We start from the raw sequence: 12,143 nt of genomic DNA, 5'->3' as shown, positions 1-12,143 counted from the left end.
AAGGTATTTTTTGTATAATCCCAATGATAGATCTGCAATTTCACAAAAAAACCGGTTTTTCAAATATAGCCTCTTCCTGTATATCCTGTTTGTTTAAATCCACCTGAAATTTTTCCGGGATCTCATCCAGGATAGAAAATAATTCCGCGAGGGTATTGGCACGGAGCATAGCGATACGTGTCGCTTTAAAATCGGGAATACCTTTAAAAAGGGGCGTAGCAGCCAGATGTCGGCGCATATGGAGGATTCCCCGTGTTTCGTCGATCCGTTCCACACTTTCAAGCACCTGTTTCTTCAGGATATCCAGATACCAATGGAACGGTTCTTTGGGAAGATGTTCACCGGTCTGCAGATAATATTTTAACTCCCTGAATATCCAGGATGCGCCAATGCTTCCGCGACCAATCATCACGGCATCCACGCCTGTCTCGTCAAACCGCTGCCGGCATTGTTCTACCGAAGTCACATCTCCATTCCCAATAATAGGAATATGCATACGTGGATTATTTTTCACTTCGCGGATCAATGTCCAGTCGGCATCGCCCTTATACATCTGCGAGCGGGTGCGCCCATGAATGGTCAGGGCCACGATACCACAGTCCTGTAACTGTTCCGCTAACTGTACAATAATTTTGGAATTGTCATCCCAACCTAAGCGGGTTTTGACCGATACCGGTTTCTTTACCGCCTTGACGACCTTCGCGGTGATATCAAGCATCACATCAGGCGTACGCATCATCCCCGAACCGGCTCCCTTACCGGCTATCTTCTTTACGGGACAACCAAAGTTAATGTCGATAAGATCAGGATCGGAATCTTCACAGATTTTGGCGGCCTCCACCATCGCTACAGGATCACTACCATAAATCTGTATCCCGAGAGGACGCTCCTTTTCACTAAAGAGGATTTTTTCCTTAGTTTTCTTTATATCGCGGATAAGGGCATCACTCGATATAAACTCGGTATAGACCATATCGGCTCCAAACTGCCTGCACAGCAGCCGAAACCCGATATCGCTTACATCCTCCATAGGAGCGAGAAAAACGGGATTATCCGGAAGTTCTATATTAGCAATCTTCATCCTAACTTTTCTTTCCACTCTATTTCGTTAAAGCCGACCAGCACAAAGTCGTCAGCCACGATAATGGGACGTTTTACTACCATACCATTGGAAGCCAGAATCCCGAGTAACTCATCACGAGAGGCTGTTTTTACCTTTTCCTTCAAATTCTGCTCCTTGTAAACCAATCCCGATGTATTGAAGAAACGGCTGATAGGCAGACCGCTTCTGTCAATCCACAGCGAAAGTTCTTCGCGGGTAGGATTCTCTTCTACAATGTGCCTTGAGGTCACATCCACATTGTTTTCTTCCAGCCATTTGGCAGCTTTACGGCAAGTGCCGCATTTGGGATATTGTAAAAAAAGAGGTTTCATTCTATTATTTTATTTATAACCAGGAATCAAGACTTATTTTAAGCAGTCAGAACTGGGAATTTAGAATTCAGAATTTAGAAGTTTGGGAAGAGGGAAAGTAATTAATTACCAATTAATAATTACTAATTACCGGTGGATAACATACCACAAATCCTATATCCCATATCGAAAATCCCAAATATGAAATCTTGAATCTTGAATTTTGAATCTATCTATGTACAAAGATAATTAATGAGAACCAAATTATAAAATTCGGAGAATCAGATATTCCAAAACTATCTAGCGGAGGATCAGATTAATATTGTTTAAACGCAACGGCGAAACATTCGAAGACGAATTGGCAGAGCGGATAGAAATCCGGTGATTATCACCTCTTCCCAATGTGACAGGTGAAAGTTTCCGTGTATATACCATCCACTCATTCAGCGGAGTGATACCATAAGTAAATTCTTTCCCAAATCCGTTATAATATTTAATTATAAGTTGATTTCGTCCTTTCTTCAGTGGTAAAAGCACGATCTCTTCCTGTTGCTTTATCCTCTCGGGAGAAAAATGAGCTGTGATGTATTCACCATTCAGCAGGATATAAACAGCATTGCCGCTTTCGATCTTCACGGCTGCAGTTTGTTCGCGTGTCGACTCCAATTCCTGCAGGAAGATCACACTTGCACGCGGAAGGATATGCTCGGTATGGCTCTCACCGTAAAGAAAATCATCGACTGCCACCCAACGTGAGCCGGCGGCATTTACATCCACCCACGGTATACCCTCTTCTTCCACATTACCGAATACACCTCTACCCGGTTTTCTGTACAAATTACCCCATTTCACACTGCTCCGGGAAAGTCTGGCCGTTTCGGATGTATCTGCTTCCAAAGTGACCGATTGTTTCCGGCCATCAATCTCCAACTCAATTTTCCTTCCTTTCTCATTGTCTGTAAAAGTAATTTGCGGCGAGACGGATGATTTGCGCGAACGGAGCATCCAATCATAACCTATTATACTCTTGTAGCCGGCATAATAGTTAAGGCTGGAATGACCAAAGAGGCAAACAGCATTTCGGGGAGTTAATATCCCGTTAGTGACTACTAATGGGGGAATAACACTATAGCCATCCTCAAACGTAATCTTCAATACGGGAATGGCTTTTCCGGCTGAAACAGCAGAAAGATCGATCTCCAACTGCTCTTTTTCTTGTGAGTAAGGCAGCAGATCTCCCGATGACAACAGGTTCACTCCGCTTACCTTACCATTGAAACCGGATAGTTCGATCTTGCCGGACGCCGGCATTCTTTCCACAAAGGCAAACAAATTCCCTTCTTTCGTAGTGATATCACCCCAGACGACCGGTTGATGGAACGGGTTGTGATGAGTTCCATAGATAGCTTCACTATTGAATATCGCCCATTTACCAATTTCAAGTAAGACCTCACGTTCGAACTCTACCACAGACCCATCCCCCTTCGGTCCGATATTGAGCAGGAAATTTCCTCCCCTGCTGACCACTTTGATAAGGCTTTCTATTTTTTCTCTTACTTTCGGCTGCACCTCACCCCTTTCCTGCCAGGAACGATAACCCCAAGTTTCATCGAATATGGAAGCAGCTGTCTGCCAGGGTACACCGATTTGATAATCGGGATATTCATTGTCGCCCATCACCGAAAAATCCACATAATCATTCCCCAGACGGCCACTGATCATACATTGCGGCTGCAACCGGTTGACCAGTTCATACAATCCCTTACTTTGCTCAGGCGTAAGGGAACCCATATCGAACCAGATTTCGGAGAGAGGCCCGTAATTCGTCATAATCTCCTCTACCTGCTTCAGGTTGAACGCATAATGCTCCGGCGTCAGCGGGTCAGCATTATGACTTGAGATAGGATAAGCCTGAGGGAAGTGCCAGTCGATCAACGAGAAATAGACACCAAACGCAATCCCACCCCGTTCACAGGCTTCGGCCAGTTCTTTCATCAAATCCCTACCGTAAGGAGTAGCATCCACAATATTGTAATCGGTATGAGCAGAATGATACATGCAAAACCCGTCGTGATGTTTGGATGTGAAGACGATTGATCCCATTCCTGCCTCTTTTGCAAGCGACACAATACTGTCGGGATTCCAATTGACAGGATCAAACCCGTTGGCTGTATTCCCATACCAGTCACTGAAAATCCCTGCGAACGATTGGATCTGTTCACTATAACCCCGCGTGACGGGCTCGCCTTCATATACACCTCCATACACGGAATATAACCCAAAATGAATAAACATGGAGAACTTACGGTCGAGCCACTCCTGCGATGGTTTTTCCTGTGCAGAAAGCAAGACAGCACAGCAACAAAGAATCAGGCCAATTTTCAGTTTCATTCAATAATCAACTTAAATTTCGGAATTGAGCATCAAGACAGTTTAGTACAAAGGTAATGATTAAAATGCAACCTTCCACCCATTATAATGGGGTGAAGAGTATGTTATAGCGTTCACTTTATTACCAACAATAACGTTCCGGATATGATCAACACCGCAGCGATGGACGTACGTAAGGTAATAGTTTCTCCCAGAAAGATAGCAGCCAGCAAGATTGTCAGAACGATACTAAGTCTATCTAACATGGCTACCTGAGTAACATTACCTAGTTGTAACGCTTTGAAATAGAATATCCACGAGAGGCCGGTAGCTACTCCCGATATAACAAGAAAAACAATATTCTGCCATGATAGGATATGGATCCCCTTCGTTTCACCCCGACTGAAAACGATTAGCCAGATCATGATCAGGATAACAATAGTCCGGATCCCGGTCGCGAGATTGGAATTGATATTCGCCACGCCTACCTTGGCAAAGATTGCCGTAAGCGCAGCGAATAAGGCTGAAAGGAGAGCATACACCCACCACATGTCTTTTATTTTAGAGTGCTTTTGATACCTCGTCTATCATCATATTCACAGATGCGATTCCGCCTCCGGCAAGATACCATACCTCGGGATTCAGATAGAAGATCTTTCCGTTTTGAGCGGCATTGGTCTGCCTCACAAGCTTATTTTCCACCTCTTCTTTGTCCATGACGGCATTGCCAACCACCATACTCCGATCAACGATAAAGATAATATCGGGATTGGCCTTCTGGATAAATTCGCTCGATACGGGGTTTCCGTGAACATGGGTTCCCAACCCTTTTTCTGCTTCCTGAAAACCCAATACATCATGGATGATACCGAAACGTGAGCCGCTGCCATAAGCGCTGAACCGACCTCTGTTATGTAGCAGGATAAGCGCCCTGTCATCCGAAGCTTCCACTTTTGCTTTCACTTCCCCAACCTTCATTTCGATTTCTGCATATGCCCGGTCTATCTCATCCTGTTTGTCGAAAATCCGCCCCAGGTCGTCCAGATTGGATTTAAATGCACCAAGAAAATCGGTGGTTCCCATTACAGTAGGATAGATTACCGGAGCGATGGCGGAGAGGTCGTTATAAAAGTCGGCTAACCTCCCTCCGATAATGATCAGGTCAGGCTGCAGTTCATTGATTTTCTCCAGATTGACTTCCACTACGGTTCCTACATCTACTATGGAAGGGTCGTCTTTATATTTGCTCAAGTGCCTCGGTACTCCTGATTTGGGAATGGCCACAGGTTTCACACCCAGATAATCGAGATTCTCCAGCGCGGAAAAATCAAGCGCTACAACCCGCTGCGGATTCACTGGGACTTCTACCGTACCTAAAGTATGAGTTACTGTAACAGTCTCTCCTTTTGTCTCTCTTTGTTGTTGATTACCGGTACAACCGGACAGGGCGATGATTACACCCAATGCGAAAAGGAATATTTTTGTTTTCATACCTCTTTGATTTGTTGATTGATTAATTTGATAATTTGATGATTGAGAAATTAGAACTAAGAAGTTAGAAGTTCAAGAAGTGAAGAATAATTTCCTACATCCGAAATCCCAAGTCTTGACTCTTGGTTCCTGGCTCTTGGTTCTTGAATTTTACATAAAATAATTACAGACTTTTTTCTGATTAAACTCCGATACATTGATCGCGATGTCGAACACATCTTCCAACACTTTTTCATTGATAATGTTGTCAGTAGTATCACAATATTTCACTTTACCATCTTTCAGGGCAACAATATAATCGGAATAATGAGATGCAAAATTGATATCATGCAACACGATAATAATGGTTTTATTCCATTCATCTGCCAGCCTGCGCAAAGTCTTCATTGTTTGTACCGAATGTCTCATATCCAGGTTGTTCAACGGTTCGTCGAGCAACACATACTCCGTATCCTGTGCCACCACCATCGCCATATAAGCCCTCTGTTTTTGTCCACCACTCAATTCATCGATATAGGCATTTTCAATATCTTTCAGATCCAAAAAACGGATCGCCCTGTCTACTTTTTCATTGTCTTCATCGGTCAGCTTATCCTGCGAATAGGGAAACCGGCCGAACGATACTAACTCCCGCACGGTCAGCTTCAGCCGTATATGGTTGGATTGTTTCAGAATAGAAAGTCGTTGTGCCAATACCTTATTCTTATAATCAGACACATTCTTTCCATCTACCGTCACCACACCGCCGTCTTGCGCCAGCAAACGACTTACAATGGATAGCAGGGTACTTTTTCCTGCACCGTTACTCCCGATTAAAGAGGTAATCTTTCCTATGGGAAACTGCAAGTCGACACCATCCAACACAATCTTCCTGCCATATTGTTTTGATATATTTTTTACTTCAATCATAGTTTTCTTACTCGTAACAATAAAAACATAAAATACAATCCCCCCACAAGATTGATAATAGCACTTACCGGGATAGAGAGATGAAAGAGCCGCTCCATTACAAATTGCCCACCCAACAAGGTGACGGCAGTAACCAGACAACAGGCAGCAATAATTACACTATGCCGGTGTGTCTTAAATAACTCATAGGTGAGATTGGTCACCAGCAGGCCCAGGAAAGTGATAGGGCCGACCAGAGCAGTGGAAACTGACACCAGTATAGCAATAATTATCAGGAAGAGTTGTACCGTACGGTTATAATTCAGTCCCAGGTTAATTGCCTGATCCCTGCCCAACGCCAACACATCCAGATATTTGGTCGTCCGAAAACCGACAACCAGAAGCACGACTAATACTCCCGCCGAGGGCCATAACAGATCACGGTTGATCTTGTTGAAAGTAGCAAACATCTTACCCTGTACGATAAAATAATCGCTCGGGTCAATCAGCAACTGCATAAACGAACTAAGACTATTGAACAGGGTACCCAGTATAATCCCGACAAGCAGTAATAAATAGAGATTGTCTTTTCCCTTCCTGTATATTAATATATATAGTAAAAAGGCAAATCCAATCATCCCCAATACCGACAGGAAGAAATTATCTAAATTACTGAGTACCTGGAATGTCAAATCACCATAGATAAACACGATCACGGTCTGGATCAACAGGTAGACCGATTCAAATCCCATGATGGAAGGGGTGAGTATCCGGTTGTTGGTAAGCGTCTGGAAAGCGACGGAGGAGTAAGCCACACAGCAGGAGACAACCAGGATAGCCAGTACTTTTACACCTCGTAGACGCAGGGAAAACTCCCAATTACTCCCCATATCATAGAAAAGGAAGAGGGCAGCCGCTGCCAACAACAACAGGATCGTGATCAGAAAATTCTTTTTTATCCCCTTCATCTCTTCCTTATTATCAGTATGAGAAAAATGATTGCCCCGATAATACTTACCGTCACCCCGATAGGTACTTCGTAGGGATATATCACCACCCGGCCGGCAATATCGCATAACAGAAGGAAAATAGCTCCCGACAAGGCAACCAGAGGCAATGTTTTCTTCAGGTTATCTCCAAAGAGAAGACTCACTACATTGGGAACAATCAGCCCCAGAAAAGGAATTGCACCAGCAGTAATCACTACGGCACTTACGGTGAGCGACACGCAGAAAAGACCGATATTCATGATCGCCGTATAGTTCAATCCCAGGTTCCGGGAAAAATCCTCTCCCATCCCCACGACAGTGAACTTGTTGGCGTAGAGGTAAGTGATGATGATGGCAGGCAGGCTGAGATAAATCAGTTCATAGCGCCCTTGCAGGATACCCGAAAAATCACCCATCATCCAGGCATTGGTATCCTGTACGATGTTCAGTCTTACAGCGAAAAAGGTGGATATCGAACCAATGATCCCTCCGAACATTAATCCCACCAACGGGACAAACACTACGTTGCGGTAGCGTATCTTCCGCACGATAGCCAGAAAGATCAGGCTGGCAACAAACGTAAAGAGGAAAGCCAATATCATTTTTATGGCCGACCCTGCCGTGGGAATAAAGATGAGAAAGATAAGCAACCCCATTTTAGCTGCTTCGAGCGTACCGGCTGTAGTAGGAGCCACAAACTTATTCTGTGTCATCTGCTGCATGATCAAACCGGATATGCTCATTCCTACTCCGGCGAGTATCAGTGCAGCCGTGCGGGGGATACGACTGATAGAGATCAGTGCTAACTTCTCCGCATTCCAATGAAATATATCGGCAACAGAGATATCTGCCACCCCCACGAAGAGGGATACCACCGCACACACAAGTAAAACAAGCGTAAGAATAAGTGTTCTCAAATAACCTCCTTTATATTATCGGCATAAAATCGCACACGCCCACATTCCACAACTTGATTGCCATAGAAAAACGATAAATAGCCGATTTCCGACTTCATTAAGGTACAAAGGTACAAGCAGCCGTTATTCCTTACAATAGCAATAAATGAGTATTATTTCATCTTTTACCTCCCTTTTACTACCCATTATATAGGATAAGAAGAAATTTAAGGTCGATCGAAAAGCTGTCTACAGTGATTTTCGTAATAATATTTCGATATTAAAATCCTCAAATTATAATCAATAAATTATATGCTATATACTGTTGCGGACGGATTCTATTTTGTAGGTGAATGAATCTGCACGATACCAACCGATATTATACTCTATAGGCAGTCCGTTTGCATCACTTACTGCCCTTTTCCGGATTAATATGGGATCACCGGTCTCGATCTCTAATTTTGACGCAATAAAATTATTGGCAGGTGCTGCACTTATTTCTTCCTTTGACGTTTTTACTATAATGTTATAATCATTTCTTAGGATCTCATAAAGCGGCCTGTTAAAATTTTCCGTTCCGTTTAAAGGGATTTCAGGATTGAATTCAGAGACAAAATAGACAAACGGAAAATTGACTTTTCCCCTCAGCCTCTCTATGCGCAACACTTTAATGTTTTCCGGAATTGAGAAAAAGGATCTTGCTTCCTCACCGGGTATCTGCTTGCTTATATGGAGTTCAAAGTTTTCAATTTCTACACCTAAAACTTTCATCTCCTGCGAAAAACTTAACCAATTAGTCGCTTCACTGTAAATATTTTTCTCCGCAACCCTTGTACCTACACCTCTTTTACGAATAAGGAGCCCTTCACTGACAAGCGTATTGATGGCTTGTCGCAAAGTATTTCTGGACATTTCCAATTGTTCAGACAATTCAACCTCGTTAGGAAGCAGTTTACCATCCCTGAATTCATCCTGCTCTATCAATCTCCTGAGATAGAGCTCAGCTTGTTTGTGCAGAGGTAGTTTGTTATAACCCATTTTTCCGGCAAAGAAATGAAAAATAAAAAAATATTCAAAATAATTTGGTATTATTTATTTTCTTTTATACATTTGCCGCATTTATATGTTCAAACAAATATAAAACATGTTCAACCATATGCAAAAAAACAAGTCTAAGTATGATAAATATCCTGCCACCTCCATTGAAAATGGAACTCTCATTAAAGGCTGGAAAAATATTCTAAACCAACTCACTCCGGAGACCGGTGCCCATATCATCGCGATCGAGTGCTATACCGGCGTTTACTACGAACAACTCATTTCTTATTTTAAAAATATCCCACACACATTATTTGTGGATACTGCCAGACTTTTCAAAGCCGAAGATGAAATTCTCCGGATAACAGAAAACTTTATGAAAGAAGATGTTCTGTTCGGCTATCTGAGCAATTTATCCATCTATGATTATTTGGATGAAGAGAAAATATCCACTGTCCGTCAGGAAATAAAATCCGCACAAAAAAATGGGAATGTCATCCTATTCGGTTATGGAAGTTCATGCATCGTAAAAGCGGATATGCTGGTTTATGCCGATATGCCCCGTTGGGAAATACAACAGAGGATGCGAAAAAACGAAGTCAGGGGTTTAGGGGTTGATAACAAAAATGAGGCTTTCTCTCTTCAATACAAACGGGGTTATTTTAATGATTGGCGGGTATTGGACAAGCACAAAAAAATATTATATCAGCAAACAGACTATTGGCTGGATACCACCGGAAAAGAGCCAAAACTTATCGACAAACAAACATTTTTGGCAGGTATTGAAAAAACGGCACATAAACCATTCAGGGTAGTTCCGTTCTTTGATCCGGCACCATGGGGTGGACAATGGATGAAAGAGGTCTGCGGGTTGGACAAATCAGTAACTAATTTTGGTTGGTGTTTCGATTGCGTTCCAGAAGAAAACAGTTTACTATTAGAGATTGGTGGAGAGACTTTTGAAATGCCATCGGTCAACCTGGTATATTTGAAAAGCAAGGAGATATTAGGTGAACCGGTTGAAGCGAGGTTCGGTCAGGATTTTCCCATCCGTTTTGATCTCCTTGATACAATGGATGGAGGAAACCTAAGCCTTCAGGTACATCCTACTACCCAGTTTGCGAGAGATAACTTCGGATTGCCCTACACGCAGGACGAAAGTTATTATATGATCGACGCAAAAGAAGATGCGGTGGTTTATCTGGGAGTGAAAACAGGAATTGACAGAAAGGCCCTGATTAATGATCTGGAGAATACGAATAGTGATTCCAATTTAAGTTTCGATGATAAAAAGTACATCCACAGTATTCCTGCAAAAAAGCATGATCATTTTTTGATTCCCGCCGGAACGATCCACTGTTCAGGTAAAAACTCGTTAGTACTTGAGATCAGCGCTACTCCTAACCTATTTACTTTCAAACTATGGGATTGGGATAGACTGGGATTGGATGGAAAACCAAGACCCATCAATATAGAAAGAGGAAAACAGGTCGTTCAATGGGACAGGGATGCCGACTACGTCACATCCCAATTGGTAAATCAGTTTAAAGAGATAGCACGGGGTGACGGATGGGTAGAAGAAAAAACCGGTTTGCATCCAACCGAGTTTATAGAAACGAGGAGACACACCTTTACAGGATCAGTGCGACATTTGACCAACAATTCGGTCAATGTATTGAATCTGGTAGAAGGTGATGAGATCATCGTGGAAAGTCCGGATAACAATTTTGAACCTTTTATTGTGCATTATGCCGAGACATTTATCGTTCCGGCTTCTGTAGGAGAGTATACCATCAGGCCCCATGGTAAGTCGGCAGGTCAGAAATGCGTAACTATCAAAGCAAAAGTGAGATTTTAAATAATAACAAGATGAACGATGATAATGCAAAATCAGGGTGGGTTCCTAAAATAGCCGTATTCTTTGGCTTCTTTATCATGGGATTTGTGGATATAGTGGGTATTGCCACCAATTATGTCAAGGTCGATTTTGATTTATCAAGCACGCTTGCCAATACCATTCCTATGATGGTATTCGTATGGTTTGCAGTTTTTTCCATTCCGGCCGGGATACTGATGGGACGGATCGGCAAGAAAAAAACGGTGTTGCTCTCGCTTGCCATCACTACCGTGGCAATGATCATACCGTTTATCAGTTACACTTTCCCTACAGTTTTGACAGCCTTTGCATTACTTGGTATCAGTAATACCATTCTGCAGGTTTCACTTAACCCATTGGTGGCTGCGATGTTTACAAAAGAGAAAACAGCAAGTGTGCTGACTGCCGGCCAGTTTATCAAAGCCATCTCTTCCCTGTCGGGACCGATTATTGCAGGAGTAGCTGCCAACTATTTCTCCGATTGGAAAATGACTTTCGTTATCTTTTCCATTACCTCTTTATTTTCAGTTTTACTGTTGCTATTCTCAAAAACAGAAGAACAGGGATTCGAAAACAGACAGAGTAGCTTTAAAAGTGTATTGACTCTTTTGAAGGATAAATATATTTTGTACTGTTTTCTAATCATTCTATTTATTGTCGGCCTCGATGTGGGAATAAACACTTCGGCTCCCGAATTACTAATGAAGCGGATGGGGTTGGAACTAAGCCGTGCAGGACTGGGCAGCAGTGTATATTTTGCAGCAAAAACTACGGGCGCTTTCATCGGCACCCTACTCCTTTTAAAATTTCCACCTCTTCGTTTTTTAAGGTTATCGCTCATTATGGCTATTGTTGCTTTTATTGCTTTGATGTTCGTCCAAGATATTTGGTTTTCACTGATTCTTATATTCATTATAGGATTTACTTGTGCCAATGTTTTTTCAATCGTTTTCTCATTTGCGTTGCAAAAAGATCAGCAACGTTCCAACGAGATCTCGGCACTTATGATCATGGGTGTTTCGGGTGGAGCCGTTATTTTACCTCTCCAGGGGTTGATAAATGACAACTTCGGATTATCGGCTGCCTTATCCGTATTACTTTTTTGTTTGATTATAAATCTATTACTCACAAATATAATGAAAGCCGAGAGGTAAGCTAAGCTTGCTTAAGCTTGCCCGAGGC

At 42.6% G+C, this 12,143-nt stretch carries 11 protein-coding genes; 2 read left to right on the top strand and 9 right to left on the bottom strand.

The genetic code is table 11. The annotated features are described in order from the left end of the window. Positions 1-40: 40 nt before the first annotated feature. From dusB to F597_RS0103035, 9 genes are all read right to left on the bottom strand, one after another. Complete coding sequence (gene dusB, locus F597_RS20040; protein WP_019538246.1) at positions 41-1,081, bottom strand: tRNA dihydrouridine synthase DusB; 1,041 nt, start codon at positions 1,079-1,081, stop codon at positions 41-43. Next, the gene (locus F597_RS0103075) at positions 1,078-1,434 is read right to left on the bottom strand and encodes an arsenate reductase family protein (RefSeq protein WP_019538245.1); all 357 of its coding nucleotides are present in this window, start codon (positions 1,432-1,434) and stop codon (positions 1,078-1,080) included. The genes dusB and F597_RS0103075 overlap by 4 nt, the downstream gene beginning before the upstream one ends. 279 nt (positions 1,435-1,713) lie before the next feature. Further along, entirely contained in the window at positions 1,714-3,804 is a 2,091-nt protein-coding gene (locus F597_RS0103070; protein ID WP_026327064.1) for an alpha-L-fucosidase, read from the bottom strand. A gap of 113 nt (positions 3,805-3,917) precedes the next feature. Continuing rightward, positions 3,918-4,334: an EamA family transporter gene (locus tag F597_RS0103065; protein WP_019538242.1), complete on the bottom strand. Its 417-nt coding sequence runs from the start codon at positions 4,332-4,334 to the stop codon at positions 3,918-3,920. Between the two features lie 10 nt (positions 4,335-4,344). Beyond that, a complete protein-coding gene (locus tag F597_RS0103060) occupies positions 4,345-5,274 on the bottom strand; it encodes a siderophore ABC transporter substrate-binding protein (RefSeq protein ID WP_019538241.1) in 930 nt (309 codons plus the stop codon). A gap of 150 nt (positions 5,275-5,424) precedes the next feature. Then, complete coding sequence (locus F597_RS0103055) at positions 5,425-6,183, bottom strand: iron ABC transporter ATP-binding protein (RefSeq protein ID WP_019538240.1); 759 nt, start codon at positions 6,181-6,183, stop codon at positions 5,425-5,427. Further along, positions 6,180-7,130 (bottom strand): iron chelate uptake ABC transporter family permease subunit, encoded by a 951-nt coding sequence (locus tag F597_RS0103050; RefSeq protein WP_019538239.1) that lies wholly within the window; start codon positions 7,128-7,130, stop codon positions 6,180-6,182. The genes F597_RS0103055 and F597_RS0103050 overlap by 4 nt, the downstream gene beginning before the upstream one ends. Then, the gene (locus tag F597_RS0103045) at positions 7,127-8,068 is read right to left on the bottom strand and encodes an ABC transporter permease (protein WP_019538238.1); all 942 of its coding nucleotides are present in this window, start codon (positions 8,066-8,068) and stop codon (positions 7,127-7,129) included. The genes F597_RS0103050 and F597_RS0103045 overlap by 4 nt, the downstream gene beginning before the upstream one ends. Positions 8,069-8,362: 294 nt before the next feature. Next, positions 8,363-9,085: a GntR family transcriptional regulator gene (locus F597_RS0103035; protein WP_019538236.1), complete on the bottom strand. Its 723-nt coding sequence runs from the start codon at positions 9,083-9,085 to the stop codon at positions 8,363-8,365. A gap of 118 nt (positions 9,086-9,203) precedes the next feature. Here F597_RS0103035 and F597_RS0103030 point away from each other — a divergent pair, with 118 nt between their 5' ends. Further along, positions 9,204-10,943, top strand: a complete 1,740-nt coding sequence (locus tag F597_RS0103030; RefSeq protein WP_044060030.1) for a class I mannose-6-phosphate isomerase — start codon at positions 9,204-9,206, stop codon at positions 10,941-10,943. A gap of 11 nt (positions 10,944-10,954) precedes the next feature. Beyond that, complete coding sequence (locus F597_RS0103025; protein ID WP_044059992.1) at positions 10,955-12,115, top strand: MFS transporter; 1,161 nt, start codon at positions 10,955-10,957, stop codon at positions 12,113-12,115. The last annotated feature ends 28 nt before the right edge of the window (positions 12,116-12,143 follow it).

It is taken from the genome of Proteiniphilum acetatigenes DSM 18083, assembly GCF_000380985.1.
GTDB classification, from domain to species: Bacteria; Bacteroidota; Bacteroidia; order Bacteroidales; family Dysgonomonadaceae; genus Proteiniphilum; species Proteiniphilum acetatigenes.
The sequence above is the reverse complement of the archived record's forward strand: the minus strand, read 5'-3'. Positions and strand labels throughout refer to the sequence as shown.

What these genes read in the sequence shown, in the direction of transcription:
- dusB (WP_019538246.1), bottom strand. Translation starts at nt 1,081, where the DNA reads ATGAAGATTGCTAATATAGAACTTCCGGATAATCCCGTTTTTCTCGCT.
- F597_RS0103075 (WP_019538245.1), bottom strand. Translation starts at nt 1,434, where the DNA reads ATGAAACCTCTTTTTTTACAATATCCCAAATGCGGCACTTGCCGTAAA.
- F597_RS0103070 (WP_026327064.1), bottom strand. Translation starts at nt 3,804, where the DNA reads ATGAAACTGAAAATTGGCCTGATTCTTTGTTGCTGTGCTGTCTTGCTT.
- F597_RS0103065 (WP_019538242.1), bottom strand. Translation starts at nt 4,334, where the DNA reads ATGTGGTGGGTGTATGCTCTCCTTTCAGCCTTATTCGCTGCGCTTACG.
- F597_RS0103060 (WP_019538241.1), bottom strand. Translation starts at nt 5,274, where the DNA reads ATGAAAACAAAAATATTCCTTTTCGCATTGGGTGTAATCATCGCCCTG.
- F597_RS0103055 (WP_019538240.1), bottom strand. Translation starts at nt 6,183, where the DNA reads ATGATTGAAGTAAAAAATATATCAAAACAATATGGCAGGAAGATTGTG.
- F597_RS0103050 (WP_019538239.1), bottom strand. Translation starts at nt 7,130, where the DNA reads ATGAAGGGGATAAAAAAGAATTTTCTGATCACGATCCTGTTGTTGTTG.
- F597_RS0103035 (WP_019538236.1), bottom strand. Translation starts at nt 9,085, where the DNA reads ATGGGTTATAACAAACTACCTCTGCACAAACAAGCTGAGCTCTATCTC.
- F597_RS0103030 (WP_044060030.1), top strand. Translation starts at nt 9,204, where the DNA reads ATGCAAAAAAACAAGTCTAAGTATGATAAATATCCTGCCACCTCCATT.
- F597_RS0103025 (WP_044059992.1), top strand. Translation starts at nt 10,955, where the DNA reads ATGAACGATGATAATGCAAAATCAGGGTGGGTTCCTAAAATAGCCGTA.